Genomic DNA, 25437 nt, shown 5'->3' on the forward strand with positions numbered 1-25437 from the left:
CGTGGCTATCGATCTTCCATTTATCTGGTTCGCCATCATCGTGTTCGCCACCCTCATGTACATCGTGATGGATGGCTTCGATCTCGGCATTGGCATCCTGTTTCCCTTTAATCAGGATGCCGGCGAGCGCGACATGATGGTCAACACGGTCGCCCCGGTGTGGGATGGCAACGAAACCTGGCTGGTGCTGGGCGGCGCGGCGCTGTTCGGCGCATTTCCGCTGGCGTACGCCGTGATTATCGATGCGCTCGCCATACCGTTGACGGCCATGTTGATTGGGCTGATATTCCGCGGCGTCGCCTTCGAATTTCGCTTTAAGGCGACCCCCGCTCACCGCCCTTTCTGGGATAAATCATTTATCGCCGGCTCCCTGCTCGCCACCTTCAGTCAAGGGGTGGTCGTCGGCGCGTTTCTCAACGGATTCGCCGTCACGGATCGCACCTATAGCGGTCCGGCGTTGGGTTGGCTGTCGCCATTTTCGCTATTCTGCGGCATCGGTCTCGTCGTCGCCTATGCGCTGCTGGGCTGCACGTGGCTGATCATGAAAACCGAGCATGAACTGCATCGCAAAATGTCCGCGCTGGCGATCCCGCTGGTGGCCGCGCTGCTGGTCATTCTCGCCATCATCAGCCTCTGGACGCCGCTTGAGCATCGCGCTATCGCCGCCCGATGGTTCGTGATGCCGAACCTGCTCTATTTTTCGCCGGTGCCTCTGCTGGTATTGGCCTGTTCGTGGGGAATTGTCCGCGCGGTGAAAGGACATGCCCACTACGCGCCGTTTCTGCTGACATTGGGGCTGGTCTTTCTGGGTTTGAGCGGTCTCGGCATCAGTATCTGGCCGCACCTCATTCCCCCGTCCATTACGCTGTGGGATGCCGCCGCCCCCCCAGAGAGCCAGCGCTTTATGCTGGTCGGCGCGCTGATCATCATCCCGATCATTTTGATCTATACCTTTTGGAGCTATTACGTCTTCCGGGGAAAAATCAAACCGGATGCGGGTTATCACTAACAGAATTGCGGAGGCATTATGGCTGAAACCAACACCGCTCCCCCCCGTGCGCCGTTGTGGCAGCGACTGCTGTGGATGGTGCTTATCTGGTCGGGAAGTATTCTGGCGTTAGGCGTGGTCTCGCTGCTGTTTCGCATGATGATGACTGCGGCAGGAATGAAGAGCCACTAATGGGAAAAGCCCCAGGCTCCGGCGAGAATCGTCGGAGCCTGGGGCTTTGTGACGGCGCAATGACCGAATTTATTGACTGACGGAGAGGAGAGCGGGTCCGTCGCCCTATGTGTCTTTCCCTGGCGAACGATGAAAAATCTTGCCGCTCAGATCGTTCTGACCTGAACGACGATAATCAAAGTGTTGCATTGCCTGAGAGGCTCAGGCGGTACAATTCTGACGTTTTAACAGCTCGTCGGCGAACTGACGCCCAAATTGTTGCAGATACTGGCGTTGCAGCAGGCATTCGTGCGTCGCTTCCACATCATACTGAATCAGTTTCCCCGTGACGTACGGGCGCCACAGCTCCGGCTGCTGCTCCTCAGATCTCAAAATATCGGTCGAGGCGCGGATAAACAGCAGGTCGCCATGAAACGGCTGATATCGACATTTTTCCAGCAAATCGAGCATCAGTGTGGCGTCGCCGATCAGACGCGTCAGGAACGTTTCGTGGATACTGCGGTCTCCAATCGCCTCCTCCATCGCACTCTTCAGCCCTTTCATTCCGCCACGCGCCGCCCCGGAGATAGCGCGAGTCATCCGTGTAATGATGGTCTCGTCATCCAGCCGCAAGGACGCTCTGCCGTGTTGCAGCGGGTAGCTGTCGAACATGGTCAGGAAGCTGACTTCCTCGCCCGCCGCTTGCAGCAGATTGGCGGCGCGTAGCGCGACGTTGCCGCCGACCGACCACCCGGCCAGCTGATACGGGCCGTGCGCCTGGATCGTCCGGATGCGTCGCAGATAGTCAACCGCCATTTCATCAATGGAATGAATGACGCGCGACGGATCCTGGAGGATAGGCGACTGTAACGCGTAGACCGGCTGGTCGTCCGGCAGATAAGGCAGCAGACCGGCGAAGGCCCAGCCGATCCCGCCGCCGGGGTGGAAGCAAAACAGCGGTGGACGATCCCCCGTCGTGCGCAACGGCAGAATAGGATCGAACGGGTCTGCGGCGCAGCCAGCGATTCTGAGTCGTTGCGCCAGCTGTCGCGGCGTCGGCGAGGAGAGAAAATCGGTGATGCCTAGCTGCACGCCAAACTCGTCGCGGATCAGATTAATCAGCTGTAGCCCCAGCAGCGAATGGCCTCCGAGCGTAAAGAAGTTCTGGTTGGCGTAGACTCTGTCGCACTCGAGGATGGTGGCGAACAGGCGGCACAGCGACTCCTCTTCCGGTGTGCGCGGCGGCGACAGCTCAACCTTGTCCTGCATGATAGGCGCGGGAAGCGCCCGGACGGCCAGCTTGCCATTGGGCGTCAGCGGGAAAGACTCGACCACCATAATCACGCTGGGGACCATATACTGAGGCAATTGACGACCGACAGCCAGCTTCAGGGTTTCGCTGTCAAGCTCTAGCTGGCTGTTGGCAACGTAAGCCACGATCGCCGGGCCGTAGGCCAGCTCCTTCAGCATCGCCACCGCATCTTCCACCCCTTGGCAGCTCAGCAACGCGTTTTTGATTTCATCCAGCTCGATGCGCAGACCGCGCAGCTTGACCTGATTATCTTTACGGCCCTGATAGTGGATGAGTCCGCGATGGTCGAAGAATACGCGGTCTCCCGCCCGGTACATTCTGCGTTCGGGGTCCAGCAGGTCGGGGACAAATCCCTCGGCCGTCAGGTCTGGGCGGTTGCGGTAACCTCTGGCGACGCCCGGCCCCGCGATATATAGCTCACCCCAGGCGCCCGGCGGCAGCAAGCGCTGATTCCGGTCCACGACATAGAGACGAGTATTGGCCGTAGGGTCGCCAATCGAGAGATCGGCAGCGCCGTAATGGGCGTTAATCGAGGTGGCGAACGAGGTTTCCGTCGGGCCGTAGACGTTAAGCAAACGACAGTGGGAGAAGCGCGCCAACAGCGCCAACGTACAGGATTCGCCCCCTAGCAGCAGCGTCATACCCTGCGGGAAATCCTCCGTCTGGTGATAAGCCAGTAAACTGGGCGTCATGACCAGCGCATGAATGTTTTTGCACTTGATCAGCGACGCCAACGCCCGACCCGGCGTGGCGGAGACCTTGTCCGCAATGACCAGCGTCGCGCCGGAAAGCAGCGTCATGAAGATTTCCAGTACCGACATATCGAAGCCCGCCGCGATAAACTGCAACACTCGAACGCCGGGCTGGAATGCCGCCGCAGCCATCGCCGAACCGGCGATCGACACCAGGTTACGATGGGTGACTTCCACCCCTTTCGGTTTGCCGGTCGAGCCGGAGGTATAGATCAGGTAGGCCAGCGTGGACGGATCGAACCGATCCAGAGGATGCGTCGCTGGCGGCAGTGCAGCCAGACTCTCCGCCGTCAGATGCAGCATGATGGTCGGGTCGACGTCGGCGTTCAGCGGACTGTCCGATACCACTATCACAGCGGCGGGTTTCGCATCGTCAAGAATGTAGCTGATACGACCTTCCGGCAACTCAGGCACGATAGGAATGTAGCAGGCGCCCAGTTTGAACAGCGCGACCATCGTCACCACCCACTCGACGCTGCGGGCGACAATCACCGCCACATCGTCGCCGGGGCGGATGCCCCGCTCCCGCAGATGCGCGGCCAGGCGGTTGGAAGCCTCATCCAGCTCGGCGTAGCTGACCTGACGTTTATCTTGTACCAACGCAATCTCATTGGCATAAGACCGTACGGTCTTGGCAAACGTTTCGGGGAACAACGGCAGCGCATCCGGACGGGGCGGCAGCGGGTAGACACGTTCACGCTCTCCGGGTAATAACAGATCAAAATCCGCTACCCGCGACTCCGGCGCGTCCACAAACTGCTCCAGCAGAGAAATCAGCCGCTGGTAAGACAACGCCAACCCGTCCATCGGATACAAATCCGCGTTGGCGTCGAACCCAAAGTCCAGGTGACCGTCGCTGTTACGGTCGAAAATATTGAAGCTCAGATGCTCTACCGGCCCACAGGCCACGTTATCCACCGACATCTCACAGCCGTCGAAGTGGGCGCTCTGGTCATAGGCAATCACATTGATTAACGTGTTGAACAGGGGTTTGTGCCCGCGCTCGGCGTAAAGATCGCGGATCATCGATTCGGAACGGTAATTCTGATGTAACAAATGGTGGCGCAGCTGCCGCTGAATAGCCGTCGCGACGGAAATTATCGTGGAGTCGGCAGAGAAAGAGATGTGTAACGGCAGAATGTTGGCCACCATCGACAGGATGTTGCGCAGCGCTTTCGCTTTTCGGGCGGCGACCGGCATGCCCACAACCAGTTCGTCCTGCCCCGTCATTTTATGCAGGTAGGCGGCGCACACCGCGATGAGGATGCTTGATAAACGTAACTCCGGATAGTTGACCGAGGCGAGGGTTCTAAGACGATCCAAATTTTCCCCGGTGTAACGCTTCCGCAGGCGGTTGAGCTTAGTCAGCGGCACATTGCCTGGCACCAGCTGCGTGACTTCCGGTAAAGCCAGACAATAATCGCGCCAATAGGCTTGATCCTTAATGTAAGAAGGACTTTCACGATAAGCCTGCTCCACTTCATGCACCCGTTTTAACGGCTCCAGCACCAGTGGGGCGGGAGTTTCATTGCGCAGCAGCTGCCCGTAATGTTCCGCCAGCAGTCGGAACAATATCCCATGACTATAACCGTCAAGGATCAAGTGCGTTCCCATCTCTATCAGGCGATGCTGGTCATTGGCTATTTTGACCAGGCAGTAGCGGATGAGTGGCGCGTGAGCCAGGTCCATATCTCGCCCCAGGAGATTGTCGAGGAGCAATTGATAGGCCGGTTCAGGGTCGAGTTCGGTGGAAAGATCAACATATTGCACGTAAGCGTGTGTCTGGCAAGGCACGACATATTGCACGTATTGCCCCGATGCGGGGTCGATTTCGAATTGAGTGTGCGTGGTATCGACTTCGCGGCACACGGTATTAATCGCTTGAATGAGCAAATCACGATTAAGCTGCCCTTTGAACTCAAGCACGTCACATAAATGATAATTCAGATTATGTTCAGCTTTTGCGATAGCGAAACAAACTTCCTGTTGGGCAGCGCTCAGTGGACAGGGTTCCTTTTCAGGCATAAAACATTCCTCTTTCTAATTACCACGCAGATTCCACTCGTTAATTTCTACGACTGAGAAGTTTTAACGAGTCTACATTTTCGCCACTGACGTAGCTTAATAACCATGGAGTTATCGACCCGGTGCAATAATTTCACGAGGAAATCTAATAGATAATAATACCCAAAGGGTAAGAATAAATGATCTTTCATTTTATTTTTCTATGATAGATATAAAAAACTTAATTAAGCAAGAGCAAATAAAACGTCTGACCAAAGTATCGCCGTCATTTATTTTTTGGCTCTTTCAAATAAACATCCATATTGGGGGATCGCGTATTAAAAAAGATAATTTTATTATGGAAACACCTATGAATTAATATTAACCACATCTAATTGCCACCCGGATAAACTAGTTTAAAACCGCATACTGCATAGCAATAAAACCAATAAAAACATAACTTTAATCACACAATACCTAAACAGCGGAGAATAATTAATCAGCACTAACGGAAAGAAAATTTTAAAAAAACGGCTAGTTATAATTTTTTCTCTACGTTGTATTTTTAATAACCCTTGTTGCTTAGCTTGAATATTAATCAGGTAGAGTGTGTCGTTATTTATATTGAGTTACATTTGTCATTTAAATAACGCAGCGAAACAATCCCCTTAAATTAAGATAACATCATGCAATCTACAAATAACTGGCATGGATAACGACTTAATTCCCCACAAATCCATTTTATATATAGCCTTCATCGATGAGTATTAACTCTTCCCCGCTTGTTATTATTCAATTGAAATATTCAGGGGTCATTCACATCCTAATGGCTTCTTGCATTATCAAAGTAATGTAAATAGTCCCGGACCGTAGACTGATTAAAAGGCGGCTTTTATTTTTCTTGTGGAAACAATTTGCGAGAAGATTGTTGTTCATCATTAATGGGATAGCCCCTTACCGTCTGGACGGTTCGCCATTATAGAAATAGAGAGAAAACATACGTCTGTCAGAGATAATGAGCCTTGTCCCTCAACGTGAAGACGACATCAGGTCAGGCGCTAACGCTCTCTCAAAACGCTGAACCCAAAAATTGACGCGCCGAAAAGTGGGCCTGATTGACGCGGATGTCGCCCTGCTTATTACATGCATTCCTTTCTTTTTTTTCGTAGACGTCTCTCGGTAAAGTATTTTGGCTACCGGTGTGCGATTTTTTTCCAGGATAAGCTTGTGGTAATGGCTAATGATGAAATATAGATAATTAAAATCAAAATAAGCAAATAGTTCGGTATTGCGATTATCGCGACGCTCTAATTGCATGGTTTATTTCATGCTGACGAAGATCTGTAAATAAAAATACATATAAATCAATATCTTATGTTTTAAATTTTGTTTTTTCATTCGGCATATAAAAATGATTAAGCAATTAAAAAAGATAAATTATTTGTATTATTAACTGACAGTGATGCCGTTTATTCGTGAAATAACCATTGCCTCTAGCTTATTACAAAACGCGATTTAGCGAGCAGGAAAGGGTCACTTATGCTTCGCCTTATACCCTGATAAAAGCGGGTATATTAAACTAAAGTAATAAAAACATTTATTTAAAATTCTCAGGCCGGCCAGAGTCACTGACTGAATAAAATGACAGTCGTTGGCACGACGACGACTCAATAATGACTTTCGCCATCGCTATTTTAGACAGTCTGTGCCGTTGTAAACGGAGAGATCTGGCCAAGGGCATAACACTTTTTTAATGGAAATAAAGTATGAGACACCAGAAGAGTTCCCCTCGCTCCACCAGGCGGTTTCCCCGCATTGTCATGGGGTTAACGACTTTCGCCGCGCTGTTGACGTCAGCGCTCACATTCCCCATGCAAGCTCAGGCGGAGGGTCAGCTGCGCATCGCACAGCAATTCGGCATTGTCTACCTGCTGCTAAACGTGGCGCAGGATAAGCAGCTGATAGAGAAACATGCCAAGGCCGAAGGACTGGACGTCAAAGTGGACTATCTGCAACTCTCGGGCGGCGCAGCGGTGAATGATGCGTTGCTGTCAGGATCGGTGGATATCGCCGGCGCGGGTATCGCCCCCCTGTTTACCCTGTGGGATCGCACCAAAAATCGTCAGAACGTGAAGGCCGTGCTCGCCACCGGCAGCTTCCCCTACTATCTCATCAGCACTAACCCCAACGTCAAAACCATCGCCGACTTTACCGATAAAGATCGCATCGCCGTTCCGGCCGTCGGCGTCTCGTTACAATCTCGCTTCCTGCAGGCGGCTTCGGCCGAACTTTGGGGCGATAAGGCGTTCAACCGTCTGGATAAGCTGCAGGTCGCAGTGCCGCATCCGGACGCCACCGCCGCCATTATCAGCGGCGGCACGGAAATTTCCGCTCACTTCGCCAACGCCCCTTTCCAAGAGCAAGAGCTGGCAGGCAATCCCAAGGCGCACATCGTCCTGAACTCTTATGACGTGCAGGGCGGTCCGACGTCGCCGGTGGTGCTTTACACCACAGAAAAATTCCGCCAAGAGAATCCTCGCACTTACAAGATCTTCGTCGATGCGCTGGCCGAAGCGGCGGACTTCACCACCCAAAATCCTGAAGCGGCGGCAGACTCTTTCATTCGCATCACCAAGTCAAAAATCGACCGCAAGCTGTTGCTGAGCATTCTCAAGAGTCCTGAATCCAAATTCAGCATCACGCCGCAAAACACGCTGTCTTTGGGCCAGTTCATGTACCGCGTTGGCGCGCTGAAAAACAATCCTGTGTCGGTTAAGGATTATTTCTTCGACGACCCGCACATCGATTCGGGAAGCTGAATGCCGACGGCGCGTAGATCTACGGCTTAACGACCCTTCGGGTTTAGCGGACGTTCACGCGCCGACGGAGCGCCATCGTCATCCTCACTGGCGATGGACAACAACGAGAGGAAACCAAGATGTCTGAACATTTATCGCAGGATCGTGACGCCACGCTCCGCCCCGATGTGCCACTGCTGCAAGTGGAGAACGTCGGACTGGAATACGCCACTCGCGAACGCCGGGTGCGCGCCACCCATGACGTGAGCTTCGATATCTTCCCCGCCGAACGCTTTATCTTGCTCGGCCCTTCCGGCTGCGGTAAATCCAGCCTGTTGAAGGCCGTCGGCGGTTTTCTGCCGCCCGTCGATGGCCGCATCCTGTTGGAAGGAAAAGCCATCTCGCAGCCTGGCCCGGAACGGATGATGGTCTTTCAGGAGTTCGACCAACTGCCGCCGTGGAAAACGGTGTTGGAAAATACGCAGTTCCCACTCCTCGTGACCGGCAAACGGTCCGCCGTCGAGGCGCGTGATCAGGCGATGTACTATCTGGAAAAAGTGGGGCTGGCGGACTTCGCCAACGCCTGGCCGCATACGCTGTCCGGGGGCATGAAGCAGCGGGTGGCGATAGCGCGCGCATTAGCGATGAAACCGAAGGTGCTCCTGATGGACGAACCGTTTGCCGCGCTGGATGCGCTGACACGCCGCAAAATGCAGCAGGAGCTGCTGGAACTATGGGAGGAGGTACGCTTCACGCTGCTGTTCGTCACCCACTCGATTGAAGAAGCGCTGGTCGTCGGTAACCGCATTCTCTTGCTGTCGCCCCATCCAGGACGTGTGCGCGCCGAACTCAATTGTCATCAGTTCTCTCACCACGATGAAGGCGGCACAGAGTTTCAGGCGGCGGCGCGGCGCATCCACGATCTGCTGTTTCCGACGGGTCATCCCGTGGCTCCGGCGCCAACCTCTTCAACGCCCTCGCCTATTCAATCGCTGGCTGGACAACACGTGCGCTGAGTTTTATCTCTTAACATGAAAGGTTTTATGATGAGTCAACTTCCCCCTGTTCGTCCGGAGTACCAGAGAGAGCTGGCACCGCTGACCGATATTAACGTCGCCCAGCCATTACCGTTGCGCAACCGCCTGTGGAATCAGGGCGCCGTCCGCAAGTCACTATTGCTGATCTTGCTGGCATTGCTATGGGAGGGCGCCGCCCGCTGGCAAAATAATGATTTGCTGCTGCCGACGTTTACTCAGGCGGCGGCGGCGTTCATTGAGGATATTCGCAACGGCGAACTGCCCGCCAAGATCGCCATCTCCATGAGTACGCTGGTCAAAGGCTATGTGATTGGGACCGCGTTGGCTCTGGCGCTCAGCGCACTGGCGGTCTCCACCCGTCTGGGGCGCGATCTGCTCTCCACGCTGACCTCCATGTTGAACCCTCTGCCCGCTATCGCGCTGTTACCGCTAGCGCTGCTGTGGTTCGGGCTAGGTACACAAAGTTTGATTTTCGTGCTGATACATTCGGTGCTGTGGCCGATGGCGCTGAATACCTATTCAGGCTTTCTCGGCGTCTCGGAAACATTGAGGATGACCGGGCGTAATTATGGGCTGAGGGGATTACGTTACGTCTGGCACATTCTGATCCCGGCGGCACTGCCTTCTATTCTCTCCGGTCTCAAAATCGGCTGGGCTTTCGCCTGGCGTACGCTCATCGCCGCCGAACTGGTCTTTGGCGCATCCAGCGGACAAGGCGGACTGGGCTGGTACATTTTCCAGAACCGCAACGAACTGTATACCGACCGGGTCTTCGCCGGACTGGCATCGGTCATTATCATCGGGCTGCTTGTGGAAACGCTGATCTTCGCCACCATAGAACGGGTCACGATCAAACGCTGGGGGATGCAACGCTAGCGATATGCAGTACGCCGACGAGGATATTTCGTCGGCGTACTGCCCTTTGAAACGGGCAAAGGCAAAGGCTCTTTTCTTTATGTATGAATAAGACCTGGGAGACCCATTCATTCTTCACTGCATATTACAACCGGGCATGATTTGAAAGATTAAGTGGCACCATAACATTTTGCTAGTTAACTATTTCAACATCATTAATCTAGTCATGAAATAGATAAAAACACTCATCCAATAGATTGGATAATATCGGGTTATAATATTTTTCACGTTTATAAAAACATTGTAAATAAAAGTTCAATTCAGATAAACAACGTGAGTTATTTGATACCGAGAGCAAAACATTTTATTTGCGAACGTATAAATATAAGCAGTTAACGATTCGAATAAAAAGCTCACAAAGCACTATGAATAATCATCTACGCTGAGACGCTTCCATGATACTTTTAATATTAAGCTTTCGCAGCATGCTTTGTTTGTGGCAGCTGATTGTTTTTTCGCTCAAACATAAAAGACCAGACACTTCTTTGTTGCTTTTTCCTTTCAACAGATACTGAAGCACCAGTTGCTCTCTGGGAGAGAGTTTTTGCAGCTGTACATCCCATGACGGACCTGAGTCATGGCTTGTGACGTCTTGTATCTTGGCGATGATTTCAACAACCGGACTTTTCAGATCGATAATCGCATCGTAATTGATATAGCGAAACATCCGGTCAGGCTGACTGTCTTTGAAGATGACAATCTTGTTATTGCTGTTGATGTATTTTATTACGTCAACCAGCGAAGAGATGATGGAAGAGTCGTGCAATACTTCGATGAGAAATACCTGCTCTTTTTCTTGCTGCAAATTGTTGACTAAATCACAGATATCCTCGGCGACAAAACACCTATCGCTATCCGTCATTATTTTACTGATAATGATATTCTGTAAAGAATAAGAAATGATTTCATTCTCAACCAGGAACACGTAGTCCATTGTTATACCACCCCCATACCGCAAGCAATAGAAACCAAGTAAAGCCGTTTTTAATGTGGCTAAATCGAACAGTATGAATTTTTATCGTTTAAGCAATTCTCATAAACCATAGCACTTAACAAAAATTATGGTAGGTTAAATCTGGACTTTACTGGTCTGCTCTCTTATTACCTATCAAATTAACTTTCTGGCCGCATATTATTTGTGCGTTTATCCATTGCTAAATCTGAATTTTATCTCCTCTTCGATTTCCTCACTCTATCAACGGATTGTGTGTTTCACTGGGTTGAATTCGGAGCGACAGCCATCGTCGTCGCCCGGTCTTGAATGGTCACATTAGAGCGATTTTTACTCACCTTAGCCCTCTTTGTGCGCTCTGGGGCGGAAAGTCGGCCAAACATTCGTCACTTGAATAAGAGAAGGAATAAAGGGCTTGCCATCCATGCCGGAGCAGTCCATAATGACGTCCATTCCAGTTACTGGAACGCAAGAAAAAGCATTTTAATCAAAGAGTTATCTTCAGATTTTATGCGCAACACCCTGTACGACCGTAGCTCAGTTGGTTAGAGCACCACCTTGACATGGTGGGGGTCGGTGGTTCGAGTCCACTCGGTCGTACCAATTCTCTTCTGCCTTGTGCAGTGCTAGTTTACTGACATACTCCAATCTGCCTGAATCGCCTAAGCCTCCTGTGTATCTATCCCTTGTAGGGTTAGCTCTATCCGTTGATTCCCCTGCTCCGCTCTCTTTCTTAGGGTTCACCGGTTGTAGCGTTCCACCGTTAGCGACAGGCTGCGAATTTACTACGAACATCACGTTGATAAAGATGAATACCGCCAGTGCATGAAACATGCTCACCGCGACGGTTTCCCGGCCAATCAGAACAATATTACGTCGCGACAGGGTCTCAAGACCTAACACGTGCCAGACTAAAAGCCGCCACGTTTTCTGTAACGGCTTTCATACCTTTGCTGCTTTTGTTTGCGTGAAGGCATTCCCCCGGTATTTAACTTCGGTCTTACCGTGCGTTCGCCCCCTTCTGTCCAGAGAGTAACGCCAGCTTGGCATAGAAATCCTCCAGCGTGAAACGAGTGTCCACCGCATGGTAAACCCGGATCTGTCGCGGACTTTGCTGCTGTCCGTAGCTGAGGTCATCGTTAATCCGTGGGCCATCGCGCAGCGTATATTGATATTCGTGGTCATCCAGCAACAGCGCCACCGAGGGATTATCGCCTAATACCCACACTTCGCTTTTCGGCCAGGGCACGTCCTTTAAGGTCATCGAAATTTCTCGATTGAAGTCGATCAGCTGTTGCCACAGATACTCGCCGACCTTGCCCTGCGGTTTGACGCGCGTCGCCAGCTCCGCCAGAGAAACTCTGACCGACATATAGACGTTGTGCGGCACCTGCCATAGCGCAACGCTGGACTGGAACACCCTATTCGCCGCCTGCGGATCGTTGTACAGGTTGTATTCCCAGCCGCCCTTTGGATAAGGCATACCGCCGATCCAAATCACGGTCATTTTCTTCGCAATCGTCGGGTCCGCCTGCAGCGCGGCCGCAACGTCGGTCAGCGCGCCAAGCACGAGAACAAACAGCGGTTGAGGATCGTCTTTTTGGGCCTCGACGATCAGCTGCCGCGCGCCTTCGCTCAAGGCTGGCTTACCCTCCAGCGGCCCCGTTGCGCCGTGATAAACCGGCACCGCCGTTTTTCCCATCACCTGAGTTAAGCGCTGCAACTCGCGATAGCTTTCCATCATGCTGTCAGCGCCAGAACGTTTTAACAACGGCGCCGTTCGAGCGTAGTGTGAGGCGATAAGACCGGTCACTTTCAGCGTGGGCGACATCAACGCGTGCGCCACCGCGAAATCGTCGTCCGCCTCGTTTTTAGCATCGCTGCTAATCATGACTCTGATTTGCTTGTGTTTCACCACGTCGTACGGCAGCTCGGCCGCTCGCGGCGACACGCTCCATAGCGCGACGAGAATCAGAGCCAGCCCCTGGCTCATCAGCATTAACCTGCGTGTCTGACCTCTAGTGATAATCATGAAAAGATCCCCATAAACGAAAAGGACACAACATGGATGCGATGGATGCGTCGAGTTACCACCAGACTTCCGCCTGCACCCCCAGGCTGAACTGATCGTCTTTATCGTCCGCGAAACTGAACTGAGAGATGCCGTTTTCCAGTGATTTCAGATAGCTGGCGTAAAAACGAATCTCCGGACGAGAGGTCAGCATGCTGGTGCTGACTTTGAGGGTGTGGAACAGCGTGGTTTTGTAGCCTGACTCACGATAGTTGACGCCGCCTGCCTTGTTGGTCTGGTTGAAATAAGCCAGCTCGACGCCGGTCTGGTTGTACTGATCCCAGATATACGCGGGACGGACTACCGCACGGAACGTTTCAAAGTCCGAGTGCGCGCCGGTCTCATAGCTGTACAAATCGTTGCCGCGGCCATACACCAGCGCGTTTGCGATGATCACGTCGGGATGCAGGTACGTTTCCCCCTGCGAGATCAACCGGAAGGCGGTCCCCCCGGTATGTTCGCCGTAATAATATTTGCCGTCGCCGTAGTCCGGATTGGCGTCGGATATTCGCATGAAGCCGCTAGCGATGGAGTTACTGGCGTACTGGAGGGCAAATTCATTAAACCCGCCGTTGTCGAAGTTCTGCCGGAAAAGTCCGGTCGCCAGCCACGCGTCTTTTAATTCGAAATAGTTGCTCGAATGCTGGCTGTCGCTTTCGTTCGCCGTGTTGTATTTGCCGTCTATTTCCAGCGTCGCTTTGTTCCAGAGTGGAATTTCCCGGTAGCGGATATCGATGGCGTTGGTATTCACCTGTGTCGTTGAGGTAAAGGACTTATTGTAGAGATCCAGATCCTGACGCAGTAACGCCATATCCAATTTCCCGACGCCCACGTCAATGTTCTCCAGCCCGACTGCGCCCGCAGAGTCGGCTTTATGCGCTTTCCAGTCCAGCATCTGAATTTCATAATTTTTCAGATAATGTTTCCCAACCCAGAACGTGGCCTCCGGTAGAAACGGAATAAAGCCCGTGGTGGTGACGTACATGTCGGAAAATTGGAGCAGGTTGTCGCTGCTGGAGTCAAAGACGCCGTTACTGTATGACTGCCCGACATTGCCATCGAGCCACACGACGGCATGCGCGGTTTTGCCGTCCTGATCGTAGACGCGTTGGTTCAGGATCAAATCGAACCAACCGCTGTGCTCGTTACCGAAACGGCCCAGAGACCCAATCGCATAAGACTTGGGGACGCCGCGCGATGAGGTGGCCCAGCCGGATCGAAAATACCCCGAGTAGGTAAAGCCGATGTCGTTTTTCACGTAGTTGCTGATATCGCGAAGCGTCAGCGGCGTAGAAGAAACGGTAGCGTTGCTGGGGTTGGCGTTGGCCGCAGTCGAGGAAGACGTCGGTGTAGCTTTCGCCGCGTTCTGGGCATTATCGTTCACGACCGTCACGTTGACGTCGCGCGGCTTCGGCGCCATGTTTTGTGAGGCCTGACTGGCGGCGATTTTATATTCCTGCAACTCTTTTCGGGTGGCGTTTAATTCCTTTTCGAGCAGTTCGAGTCTTTCCTCCACGGTTAATTTCGCGGCCAGCGCGTGATTAGGCACACCGGCGTAGAGCAGAGCCAGCGTGATGATATTTAGGGATACAGAGTTGATTTTTATCATTATGGTGGTTCCAATGTTGATGCGCGGTAGGCGCAAACTCGCCTGCCCGCTATTCCCGGTCAACGTGCGTTGCTCAACGTTTTTATTTGCAGCGGCGAGGCTCCTCCGCTCACCTTTAACGTTTTTTATGTCCGCTTATCGGCGCACGAAACCGTGGCGGATAAAGTAACTGGGGGTACAGCTCCAGGCATGGCAGTAACTGTCGATTTGTTTGCTGCCGTAGGGAGACGACATCGGTTTTTTGGGATCAAACGCCTCCCAGAAGGTATTGGTCCCGGTTTTGACCATCGCACCCCAATACTCCTCCACCAGCGTTCGCGCTTCCTGACTCAGGCCACAATGAATGAGCGCATCGACCATGTGATGGTACAGGTAGGGCGTGAGCGGCCGAATGGCCTGGGGCAGCGACATAACGCGGGTCAGGGCCTGTGCCATTTGCGGTTGAGGCAGCACGTCGGCCAGCGCCATCCATGCCTGAGAAGCCCAGGAGATTTGTCGCTGCTCGCCGCTGACGAACACGCCCTGCTTTTCATCAAACAGCCCGCGTGCCGCCTGCTTCATCCGCTCAACGGTTTCCTCCAGATGCGCGACCTCGGCATTTCTCCCCAGCGATTTCGCCAGTTCGATGCCCTCCTGACAGCTGTAAATCAGTAGTCCCTGGATCGCCGTCTGTTTCTCGAGACCTTTTAACGCGGCGCTTTGGTCCGATCCCGGATTCCAGTCGATAAACACGTAATCCTTTTCCGGCGCGACAAACAGGCCCTGCGCATTGACATTCTTCAGCGCCAGCGCCAACTGCTGTTTCGCCACCGGCCACAGTTCCTGTGCCGTCGCGGTGTCGCGGCTCGCCCGCAGATAGTCGCGCACGATGCTGCCGAACAATGCGGCATAGTCGATCAGCACGACTTCGCCCCTACGCGGCTCCGGCTGTTCATAGACGCAGGCCGTAATATAACCATCTTCCCGCTGCAGCCCGGCGAACAAATACAGGCAGCGGCGCACTAAGGCGGTGTTGTTGAAGCTCACATAGTTGACCATCGCTTGCAGGCGCAAATCGCCGACCCATAACCGCCGATCGCGCTTCGGCCCGTCCTCAAAGACGGTCTGCATACATTCGTGCAATGTCCGAATGCTGACGCGGTCGATATTCTTCAGCAGGTCGCTGTCATAGCGCGCCGGCGCCAGCCGATCCTGACCGGCGGAAGAGACCGCCCTCACTTGTAGTTGGCCGAACGTGACGCAGAAATTCGTCGAAGTAGAGACGATGTCGGTTTTGACGAAGCGGAAGGCATGGCGGCGTTCAATCCTGACCTGCTGCGGCAGAAAATCGACGTTCAGAATTTCATCCGGTAGCCAGGAAGCGCTGATCCAGCCGTTGTAGGGATAGAGCGGCTGCGTCACATCCGTGACAACCTCTCCAAAAATCAATCGCAGACGCACCGGGGCATCGCAGGAGATGCCCTGCCATCCCAATGAGAACGTAAGATAGCCGGTATAGTGCTCGCCGAAATCCACGATAAAGCTGTCGCCGGTCTTGAAACTTTTGTTCGTCAATTCGCCCACGTCATACTGCTGCTTCATCGCCACGCCCAACAGATGCTCGGGCGCTTGCCGAGGCGCGACGACGTTCAACGCGGAATAAGACACTTCGGACAGCGACGGTTTCAGCACTTCCGCCATCGCGACCCAATGCTGCTGTCGGGTCAGCGCCGTCGGTCTGTCGCCGCCCGTTTTCGCCGCACCTGCCGTTTTATCCGCCGCGCGTAATGGCGCGAGATGGGCGCAGGCTGTGACGACGGCCGCGTGGATCAACAACTCTCTTCTATTCATGGTTATCAGCCACCTTATTGGACAGGCCCTGCGCCGTGGCCGCACAGCCCGTAGTCAGACGTTAAGGCATGATGGACGCCATGCCCGCCCGTCGATTACTTCAGCGCATCACCGTTGCTACGAATGACCGATTGATACCAGTAGAAGCTCTTCTTGCGCGTACGCTCCAGCGTGCCCGCCCCCTGATCGTCACGGTCCACATAAATAAAGCCGTAGCGTTTGGACATTTCCGCCTTGGAGGCGCTAACCAGATCGATGGGGCCCCAACTGGTATATCCCAGGACGTCGACGCCGTCGGCGATCGCCTCACCAACCTGCACCAGGTGGTCATTGAGGTACTTGATGCGGTAGTCGTCGTTGATGGTGCCGTCGGCCTCCAGTTGGTCTTTCGCCCCCAGCCCGTTTTCCACGATAAACAGCGGTTTCTGATAGCGGTCGTACAGGACGTTAAGCAGGTAGCGCAGCCCTTCCGGATCTATCTGCCAGCCCCATTCGGAGCTTTCCAGATACGGGTTGGGGATCATGTTCAGGATGTTGCCGCGCGCTTTCTGGATTTCTTCATCGTCCTGGGTGACGCAGCCGGTCATGTAGTAGCTGAACGAAATGAAATCGACGGTTTCCTTCAGCGCCTGGACGTCGTCCTCTTCGATGTGCAGCGCAATTCCCTGCTCTTTGAAGAAGCGTTTCATATAGGCGGGATAGGCCCCGCGAGCCTGGACATCGCCGAAGAAAAGCCATTCGCGGTTTTGGCGCAGACTTTCCATAACGTCGTCCGGTTTGCAGGTCAGCGGGTAGAGCATCGCGCCCAGCAACATGTTGCCAATCCGCGCGTCGGGAATGATTTCATGGCAGGCTTTAACCGCCTTGGCGCTGGCGACCAGTTGATGATGTATGGCCTGGTAGATAGCGGCTTTGTCGCTGTCCGGCGGCAGACCGACGCCGGTAAACGGCGCGTGAAGCGAGACGTTGATTTCATTAAAGGTCAACCACAGTTTGACCTTGTTGCGGTAGCGTTCGAAGACGGTGCGGGCGTAGCGCTCGAAACAGTCGATCGTTGTACGACTGCCCCAACCGCCGACACGCTTCACCAGTCCATAGGGCATTTCATAATGCGAGAGCGTGACCAGCGGCTGAATATCATGCTTCGCCAGTTCGTCGAACAGCCTGTCGTAGTAGGCCAGCCCGGCTTCATTCGGCGTCAGCTCGTCTCCCTGCGGGAAAATACGCGTCCAGGCGATGGACACGCGCAGGCAACGGAATCCCATTTCAGCGAACAGCGCGATGTCCTGCGGATAACGGTGGTAAAAGTCGATGGCGACATCCTTAATGCTGCTGTCACCGGGTTGGCGCTCCACAATATCGCCAAAGATCCCCCGCGGTTGCAGATCCGAGGTCGAGAGTCCTTTGCCATCGTCTTGGTAGGCGCCTTCCACCTGATTGGCGGCAATCGCGCCGCCCCATAAGAAGTCTTTCGGAAAACGAGCGTTCATTGAGTTTCTCCTGTACACGAGAGTGAGTTAATGCACCAGCGACAGCAGCGGCGCGCGAGCGGCGACAGCGCCGCGGGCTAACGGCAACACATCCAGATAGCTGTCGCTGTTGGAAATAATGATGGGGGTCGTCAGGTCATATCCCGCCGCCGCGATCGCCTCGGCGTCGAACGTCAGCAGGAGATCGCCCTGCTTGACGACGTCGCCGATGGCGACATGCGGCGTGAAATGAAGGCCGTCCAGTTTTACCGTATCCATGCCGACGTGGATCAGCACTTCCGCCCCGTGATCTGCGGCCAGGCCGATGGCGTGATGCGTTTTGAATAGCGATGCCACCGTGCCGTCTACCGGCGCATAAAGCTTGCCCTCTTCAGGCACAATCGCGATGCCTTTCCCCAACAGTCCACTGGCGAAGGTGCTGTCGTTCACCTCTTCCAGCGGGATTGCCTGACCGGTCAGGGGGCTTGCGAGTATTTCCGTGCGGACGCCTGGAACAGGACCGACCGGCGCGGCCGTCGGCGCGTCCTTCTTGGGTGAAAGCAACGTGGCCGGGATACCGAACATCCAACTGGCTACAGCGGCAAAGAGGAAGGCGATCGCCGTGCCGACAATGGCCGCCCACACGCCGCTGTTAAAGCCTTCGGGGGGAATAATCAGTGTGAAGGTGAAGATGCTGGGCAGACCGAAGGAGTAAATAGTGGTGTGAAAATAGCCCATAATGCCCGCGCCGATAGCACCGCCAATACAGCCGAAGATAAACGGACGACGCAGCGGGAGCGTAACCCCGTAGACAGCCGGTTCGGTGATGCCGAAGATCGACGCGGAGAAAGCAGAACCGGCGATACCTTTAAGTTTGGCGTCCCGGGTACGCAGCAGCACGCCCAGCGTTGCGCCCGCCTGCGCCAGCACGGCAGGCGTCAACAGCGGCAGCAGCGTATCGTGTCCCATCACGCTGAGGTTGTTCAACATCAGCGGCACCAGTCCCCAGTGCAGGCCGAAAATCACGCAGATCTGCCAAATCGCGCCCATCACCGCGCCTGCAATGACCGAGTTGAGGTTATAGAGCCAGTGATAGCCGCTGGCCAGCAGCTCGCTGAGCCAGGTTGCACAAGGGCCGATCACCAGAAAAGTCAGAGGCACCGTTATGCAGATGCACAGCAGCGGCGTCAGGAAGTTTCGGACGTTGGCATGCAGCAGCGCGTTACATTTTTTCTCCAGCTTGGACGACACCCAGCAGGCAAAAATAATCGGGATGACTGACGAGCTGTAATTCAAAAACGTGATGGGGATGCCCAGAAAGGTCATCGGCTGATAATCGGCTGACTGCATGGCGTTGAATGCGGTGATCATCATGGGATGCACCAGCGTTCCCCCGATAACCATCGTCGTAAACGGATTGCCGCCGAACTTTTTGCCCGCGGTGTAACCCAGGATCACCGGGAAGAAATAAAACAGCGCATCGCTGGCCGCGAACAAGATTTGATACGTGCCGTGGCTTGATTCCAGCCACCCCAGCGCCTGACATAAAGCCAACAGGCCTTTGAGTATCCCTGATGCTGCCATCACACCGATAAATGGCGTGAAGATGCCCGCAATAATGTCAATGAACCGGGAAAACAAACTGTCTGAGGTGTTCTCTTCCTGCAAGGCGGCGTTTTCCATACCCGCAGCCGCCGCGACGTCGCGATAAACGTCGCTGACATGATTGCCGATGACGACCTGAAACTGACCACCGCTTTCCACCACCATAATCACGCCGGGATTGTTTTTCAGCGTGGCGGCATCGGCTTTAGCGCTATCCTTGAGTTTGAAACGCAGGCGAGTGGCGCAATGCAGAACACTGCTGATATTGTCCCGTCCACCAACGCCCTCAATGATCTCACTGGCTAACATCTTATATTCCATAGGACATTCCTTAATGCGGGTCACAGCCAGATAACATCCGACATGACTGGCAGGCTATTTTTAAGACGAAAAAAAACCTGAATCACTTCCCTGGCGGTCTCATGACGACTCAGGAAGCGATTCAGGTTTCGCCTGCGTTGTCCTAACTAAGACAAATGCAGTAACAATCCAAATCTTTGAGCAGATTGCGGGGTTTTGATCACTCAGGCAAGCGACTTTAATCAGTTGATAACTAATTTGTGATGCACAACACCCTTTTGTTTTTTACTCCTCCGGCTCTTGTCCTGATATATCGGCACGCACTCTTTCGATATGAATAGTCAGGAACATCAGTTCCTCCTTTGTCAAAATATAATCGTATTGGCGATGGATGTGCGTCTGGATCTTTTCCGCACAGCCGTAGGACTGTGCATACTTCTCTTTAACGACATCGTGCAGCGATTCGTCATCGTTAGAGACCGGATCATGCCCGATAAGCCGCTGCGCAAAGAATTTGAGGTGAGTGACAAACCGGTGATAACTGAGCGCCTGCTCGTTGTAGTCCACCTCCAGGTGGTATTTGACGATATTGAGTATCTCCTGCATCACCTTGGTAATCTGAATCACCTCAGGCATTTGGCTGTCGAGTTGCGCATTGACCAGATGCAGCGCGATAAATCCGGCTTCGTCTTCCGGCAGACGAACGCCAAGACGGCGATGGATGATCGCCAACGCCTCCAGGCCTACCGCAAACTCTTTTTGATATAGCCTTTTGACTTCCCAGAGGAGCGCGTTGCGGATATCTACGCCTTGTCGATGACGCTCGATGGCGAAATGACAATGGTCAGTCAACGACACATAGATGCTGTTTTGCAGCTTCCCCGGGAGCTGTTCTCTTGCTAACGCGATGATTTTGTCCGCGGTAGTAAACACCTCAAGCGGTATCCCCTGCAAAATCTCGCTTAATCGCGACGTGAGTTCACTGCTTCGCAATTCGAACACTTTCTCTATCAGAGTCTTATCGAGGCGATCGCCAATCTGTTTTTTGAAACCTAGCCCTCGCCCCATAACCACCTGCTCGTTATGGTGTTCGTCCAAGACGGTAACAACATTATTGTTGTGTATTTTGGCTATTTTCATTTTACGAACCCTGGAAACAAAAAGACCAGATATCCCCTTGTCTACAAGTGAGTATCTGGTCTTGCCTGCCGTCAGCAGTAACAACCCTAATCCTCATCATCAACCTCCCCCCCAACTCTCTCAATATGCATCACCGAGAAACGTGACGAGGATCGACAGAAAAGCTCAAAAATTGCACATTATTTTTTTCAATGCTCGCATAGATAGCGAAATATGGCGCAGAAACAATGCATCGCATTATTTTTATCTGCGGGGAAAAATGATTGCAGAGAGATTGCGCAACACCAGTGCGCAAAAGTGAAAAATCGCCTATTTTTTTGCGTAAACGCACTAAAATATAGGTTATCATACTGCCTCACCGCTTGTTTCTCATCACCCAGCAACTATAATACGGGCGTTGTCTTATTGAATGGTTTCAGCAAACTACCGTGCCAAGATTAATAACAAGTTTTAAAACGGTATTACCTCGTTTCATCCCCTCTTTTAGGATGATATCTGACCCTGAGTGCCTTCAAAATTTCGGTTGCTGTCACTCTCTGCACTCAATGTGTTCTGTCTCTTTTTTCAGCAAATCCCTATCGGGGGTTAGCATCCTTAACCACCGGTTCCCATTTTTATCCATCACAACTTGTAGAAATTAACCGTTATGAAAAAGACCAAAATCGTTTGTACTATCGGCCCTAAAACTGAGTCCGAGGAAATGCTGGCCAAGCTGTTGAACGCAGGCATGAACGTTATGCGCCTGAACTTTTCTCACGGTGACTACGCCGAACACGGTCAACGCATTACGAATCTGCGCGCCATCATGCAGAAAACCGGACAGAAAGCCGCCATCCTGCTGGACACCAAAGGTCCAGAAATCCGCACCATGAAGCTGGAAAACGGTGCTGATGTTGCTCTGTCTGCCGGACAGACTTTCACCTTCACGACCGATCAGAGCGTCATCGGTAACAAAGATCGCGTAGCGGTAACCTACGCAGGATTCCCAGAAGACTTGAGCGTCGGCAATACCGTGCTGGTCGATGATGGTCTGATCGGTATGGAAGTCACTGCCATTAACGGCAACGAAGTCGTCTGTAAGGTACTGAACAACGGCGACCTGGGCGAAAACAAAGGCGTTAACCTGCCAGGCGTTTCCATTCAGTTGCCGGCTCTGGCAGAAAAAGACAAACGCGACCTAATCTTCGGTTGCGAACAAGGTGTTGATTTTGTAGCCGCTTCCTTCATCCGTAAACGTTCCGACGTTGAAGACATCCGTGCTCATCTGAAACAACACGGCGGTGAACACATCCAGATCATCTCCAAAATCGAAAACCAGGAAGGTCTGAACAACTTCGACGAAATCCTGGAAGCTTCTGACGGCATCATGGTTGCTCGTGGCGACCTGGGCGTGGAAATCCCGGTTGAAGAAGTTATCTTCGCTCAGAAAATGATGATCGAAAAATGTAACCAGGCGCGCAAAGTCGTTATTACCGCGACGCAGATGCTGGATTCCATGATCAAGAACCCGCGTCCGACCCGTGCGGAAGCGGGTGACGTCGCCAACGCCATCATCGACGGCACCGACGCCGTTATGCTGTCTGGCGAAAGCGCCAAGGGTAAATACCCACTGGAAGCGGTCAGCATCATGGCCACTATCTGTGAGCGCACTGACAAGGTCATGAAACCGCGTCTGGAACGTGCCGCGAACACCGGCCGCCTGCGCATCACCGAAGCCGTCTGCCGCGGCGCGGTAGAAACTGCAGAGAAACTGGAAGCGCCGCTGATTGTGGTAGCAACCAGCGGCGGTAAATCTGCGAAGTCCATTCGTAAGTACTTCCCGGATGCACGTATTCTGGCGCTGACCACCAATGAAGTCACCGCACGTCAGCTGATTCTGACTAAAGGCGTAGAAACGCAGTTAGTGAAAGAAATCGCTTCTACCGACGATTTCTACCGCATTGGTAAAGACGCTGCGCTGGAAAGTGGTTTTGCCAAATCAGGCGACGTTGTCGTCATGGTATCCGGCGCTTTGGTACCGAGCGGCACCACCAACACCGCTTCCGTACACCGCCTGTAATACCTCACGGCGAAAAGTCACCAATGAGTATCAAGCGCCCCTCGGGGCGCTTTTTTTATGGGTGACTTTATTTTACTTTTATGTGCTTTTCGGGCAGAGAACGTTCCAGTCAGTTATGCTAAAAACAGATATCAGTTCACTCTTATTCAGAGCAATCTGATAAAAATAGCCTGTTTTCCTTACTTTTTTTGTCTTTGAAGTGAAAGGCGCTGCTTCTTTGAGCGAACAATCCAAATTAAGCGTGTTCTCATCAAAAATTTATTCTCATTAGAAAAAAGTTTGTGTAATACTTGTATCGCTACATGGAGATTAACTCAATTAGAGGGTATTAATAATGAATCGTACTAAACTGGTACTGGGCGCGGTAATTCTGGGTTCTACTCTGCTGGCTGGCTGTTCTAGCAATGCTAAAATCGATCAACTGTCTTCTGACGTTCAGACTCTGAACAGCAAAGTTGATCAGCTGTCCAACGATGTAACCGCAATCCGCTCTGACGTACAGGCTGCTAAAGACGACGCAGCTCGTGCTAACCAGCGTCTGGATAACCAGGTTCGCACTTACAAAAAGTAATCGAATCTGTTGAATGAAAAATGGCGCACATTGTGCGCCATTTTTTTGTCTGTAATAAATCCTTTAGCTAACGCCTCTCACCAGGCCCTTTTCTTCTTAGCGCCGCCTGAGGCTGGACGCCCTTCCGGGCTTCGACGACGCGACTCCCTCATGGATGGCCCGTACGCTGCTGTTATGGCTGATGCGACGCTGAATCGGCTACGCTCGTGACTGGTGCCGCTGCGTCATTGGCCGTTTGCTGAGCGGGAATCGGCTCACCAGTGTTGACCAGCACAGGCATGCCAGAGCGACGCTCAATAGCGCTTTCGACAACCGCCTTATTGGTCTCTTCATTGTTGATAAAACCCTTCACTTTCTTGCTGAGCGCGATAGGCATCGTCTGCGGGTCATCTTTATCCGTGCGAGACAATGGCTGATGAACCTCGATATAGCGCTTACCATCAGGTTCTACGGCGACTTTTATCGGCTCGTTAACAACCTGTACCCGGGTACCAGGTTCAACGGCGTTGAACAACGCTTCAATATCATCTGCCCGCAAGCGGATACAGCCGGAGCTGACGCGCATACCAATGCCGAAATTCGCGTTAGTGCCGTGAATCAGATAGACCCCGCCGCTCTTCGCCATACGCATCGCAAACAGTCCCATTGGATTATCCGGCCCCGCAGGCACGACGGCCGGCAGGTCGATGCCCTGCTCTTTATAGTGCTTGCGAATATTCGGCGTCGGCGTCCAGGTCGGGTTCGGGTGTTTAGAGATGATGGTTGTGGTCATCACCGGCGTATTACGCCCCAGTTGGCCGATACCAATAGGATAAACGATCACCTTATTCTGACCTTTGGGGTAATAGAACATCCTCAGTTCAGCCAGGTTGATGACGATGCCTTCACGCGGCGTATCCGGCAGCAACATTTGGGTAGGGATGGTGAGCGTGGTGTCAGGCTTGGGAAGATAAGGATCGGTGCCGGGATTCGCTTCCAGCATCCCTAACAAACCTATTTTATAGTCGGCTGCAATCGCTTCCAGAGAACGACCGTCGTGTGGAACGACATAAGTGGTGTTTTCACCGACTAAACGGCTATCTGGCGGCGGCAGCGGATACTCGGTGGCGTGCCCTGCTGACATGCCGCCGATGTACGACACCAGAAGCAGCCCCATTAACGTCAACGCGCGTTTCATCATCAGTTCCCTATTCTTGCGGCTTAAAGGTTGAGGTCTATACGGTGGCGGCAGAATCGCCCGTACAACCCTATAGACCATTTGCCGGACTATTATCGATTGAATTGTTTAACATTCAGTTTGTTGCGAAGCTAATATTAAGAATAAGAGCAGATCGCCCGCAGATCCACGGGCGAACTCTTAAAGCATGGCGGGAAAGAGGAGAACAACGGCGTCAGCGTGGTGCCAACGCCGCTCAAGAGAAAGCGATCAGGCCAGCTCAGCGGCCCGACTGCGAATCGACCGCAGCATCGCTTCCAGCCCTTGCGAACGTGAAGGGGTAAGATGCTGGGTCAACGCCAGCTCCTGGAAAAACGGCCGGACATCCAGCGAGACGATATCCTGCGGCGTTAGCTGCTGATAAAGGCTGAAAACAACGGCGATAAGTCCTTTGACGATTGCAGCGTCGCTGTCGCCCTGTAGCGCGACTCGCCCCTGCTCGTCCCGCGTCACCACGATCCATACCTGACTCTGACAGCCATTCACGCGATTATCTTCCTGACGCAGATCGTCGCTTAGCGGCTCCAGACGTGATCCCAGTTCCATGATGTAGAGATACTTTTCTTCCCAGTTATGACAGCGAGAAAAATTGCGTACCAGTTTCTGCGGCTCCGGCAGACTTGCCATAATATCCTCCG

The 25437-nt window shown here is 53.1% G+C and carries 17 protein-coding genes and 1 tRNA gene; 8 read left to right on the forward strand and 10 right to left on the reverse strand.

Going from position 1 to position 25437, the window contains the following annotated elements; translation table 11 throughout:
• Nucleotide 1: 1 nt before the first annotated feature.
• Nucleotides 2-1009, forward strand: a complete 1008-nt coding sequence (gene cydB, locus BLU64_RS04805; protein WP_026742660.1) for a cytochrome d ubiquinol oxidase subunit II — start codon at nucleotides 2-4, stop codon at nucleotides 1007-1009.
• Between the two features lie 18 nt (nucleotides 1010-1027).
• Nucleotides 1028-1180: a DUF2474 domain-containing protein gene (locus BLU64_RS04810; RefSeq protein ID WP_071999765.1), complete on the forward strand. Its 153-nt coding sequence runs from the start codon at nucleotides 1028-1030 to the stop codon at nucleotides 1178-1180.
• Between the two features lie 201 nt (nucleotides 1181-1381).
• Here the strand turns inward: BLU64_RS04810 and BLU64_RS04815 are convergent, their stop codons facing one another.
• On the reverse strand, nucleotides 1382-5248 hold the full coding sequence (locus BLU64_RS04815) for a non-ribosomal peptide synthetase (protein WP_074728016.1): 3867 nt from the start codon (nucleotides 5246-5248) through the stop codon (nucleotides 1382-1384).
• A gap of 1745 nt (nucleotides 5249-6993) precedes the next feature.
• Here BLU64_RS04815 and BLU64_RS04825 point away from each other — a divergent pair.
• The 3 genes from BLU64_RS04825 (at nucleotide 6994) to BLU64_RS04835 (ending at nucleotide 9938) form a co-directional block, all read left to right on the forward strand.
• The gene (locus tag BLU64_RS04825; protein ID WP_074728017.1) at nucleotides 6994-8046 is read left to right on the forward strand and encodes an ABC transporter substrate-binding protein; all 1053 of its coding nucleotides are present in this window, start codon (nucleotides 6994-6996) and stop codon (nucleotides 8044-8046) included.
• 119 nt (nucleotides 8047-8165) lie between these two features.
• Nucleotides 8166-9041 (forward strand): ABC transporter ATP-binding protein, encoded by an 876-nt coding sequence (locus BLU64_RS04830; protein ID WP_051625499.1) that lies wholly within the window; start codon nucleotides 8166-8168, stop codon nucleotides 9039-9041.
• A gap of 30 nt (nucleotides 9042-9071) precedes the next feature.
• Nucleotides 9072-9938, forward strand: a complete 867-nt coding sequence (locus BLU64_RS04835; RefSeq protein ID WP_026742664.1) for an ABC transporter permease — start codon at nucleotides 9072-9074, stop codon at nucleotides 9936-9938.
• A gap of 412 nt (nucleotides 9939-10350) precedes the next feature.
• Here the strand turns inward: BLU64_RS04835 and BLU64_RS04840 are convergent, their stop codons facing one another.
• The gene (locus BLU64_RS04840) at nucleotides 10351-10911 is read right to left on the reverse strand and encodes a helix-turn-helix domain-containing protein (protein ID WP_026742665.1); all 561 of its coding nucleotides are present in this window, start codon (nucleotides 10909-10911) and stop codon (nucleotides 10351-10353) included.
• A 544-nt stretch (nucleotides 10912-11455) separates the two neighbouring features.
• Here BLU64_RS04840 and BLU64_RS04845 point away from each other — a divergent pair.
• Nucleotides 11456-11532, forward strand: a tRNA-Val gene (locus BLU64_RS04845).
• Nucleotides 11533-11929: 397 nt separating this feature from the next.
• Here the strand turns inward: BLU64_RS04845 and BLU64_RS04850 are convergent.
• From BLU64_RS04850 to licT, 6 genes are all read right to left on the reverse strand, one after another.
• Nucleotides 11930-12961: a nucleoside hydrolase gene (locus BLU64_RS04850; protein WP_099049249.1), complete on the reverse strand. Its 1032-nt coding sequence runs from the start codon at nucleotides 12959-12961 to the stop codon at nucleotides 11930-11932.
• 55 nt (nucleotides 12962-13016) lie between these two features.
• Nucleotides 13017-14609 carry a carbohydrate porin gene (locus BLU64_RS04855; protein ID WP_036152827.1) on the reverse strand — a complete coding sequence of 531 codons (1593 nt, stop codon included), beginning with the start codon at nucleotides 14607-14609 and terminating at the stop codon, nucleotides 13017-13019.
• 135 nt (nucleotides 14610-14744) lie between these two features.
• On the reverse strand, nucleotides 14745-16439 hold the full coding sequence (locus BLU64_RS04860) for an alpha-L-rhamnosidase-related protein (RefSeq protein ID WP_200873751.1): 1695 nt from the start codon (nucleotides 16437-16439) through the stop codon (nucleotides 14745-14747).
• Nucleotides 16440-16534: 95 nt separating this feature from the next.
• A complete protein-coding gene (locus BLU64_RS04865) occupies nucleotides 16535-17929 on the reverse strand; it encodes a glycoside hydrolase family 1 protein (RefSeq protein ID WP_026742669.1) in 1395 nt (464 codons plus the stop codon).
• A 27-nt stretch (nucleotides 17930-17956) separates the two neighbouring features.
• Complete coding sequence (gene bglF / locus BLU64_RS04870) at nucleotides 17957-19834, reverse strand: PTS beta-glucoside transporter subunit IIABC (protein ID WP_026742670.1); 1878 nt, start codon at nucleotides 19832-19834, stop codon at nucleotides 17957-17959.
• Between the two features lie 264 nt (nucleotides 19835-20098).
• Nucleotides 20099-20953: a BglG family transcription antiterminator LicT gene (gene licT, locus BLU64_RS04875; protein WP_026742671.1), complete on the reverse strand. Its 855-nt coding sequence runs from the start codon at nucleotides 20951-20953 to the stop codon at nucleotides 20099-20101.
• 646 nt (nucleotides 20954-21599) lie between these two features.
• On the opposite strand from licT, the gene pykF reads away from it, so the two are divergent.
• On the forward strand, nucleotides 21600-23012 hold the full coding sequence (pykF, locus tag BLU64_RS04880; protein WP_026742672.1) for a pyruvate kinase PykF: 1413 nt from the start codon (nucleotides 21600-21602) through the stop codon (nucleotides 23010-23012).
• Nucleotides 23013-23346: 334 nt separating this feature from the next.
• Complete coding sequence (locus BLU64_RS04885) at nucleotides 23347-23583, forward strand: major outer membrane lipoprotein (protein WP_026740320.1); 237 nt, start codon at nucleotides 23347-23349, stop codon at nucleotides 23581-23583.
• Nucleotides 23584-23755: 172 nt separating this feature from the next.
• On the opposite strand, the gene BLU64_RS04890 is transcribed toward BLU64_RS04885, so the two are convergent.
• Together BLU64_RS04890 and sufE are read right to left on the reverse strand one after the other, a co-directional pair.
• Nucleotides 23756-24760 (reverse strand): L,D-transpeptidase family protein, encoded by a 1005-nt coding sequence (locus BLU64_RS04890; protein WP_026742673.1) that lies wholly within the window; start codon nucleotides 24758-24760, stop codon nucleotides 23756-23758.
• A gap of 249 nt (nucleotides 24761-25009) precedes the next feature.
• A complete protein-coding gene (gene sufE, locus BLU64_RS04895) occupies nucleotides 25010-25426 on the reverse strand; it encodes a cysteine desulfuration protein SufE (RefSeq protein ID WP_026740322.1) in 417 nt (138 codons plus the stop codon).
• Nucleotides 25427-25437 lie beyond the last annotated feature (11 nt).

The organism is Lonsdalea quercina, from assembly GCF_900107885.1.
Taxonomy (GTDB): domain Bacteria; phylum Pseudomonadota; class Gammaproteobacteria; order Enterobacterales; family Enterobacteriaceae; genus Lonsdalea; species Lonsdalea quercina.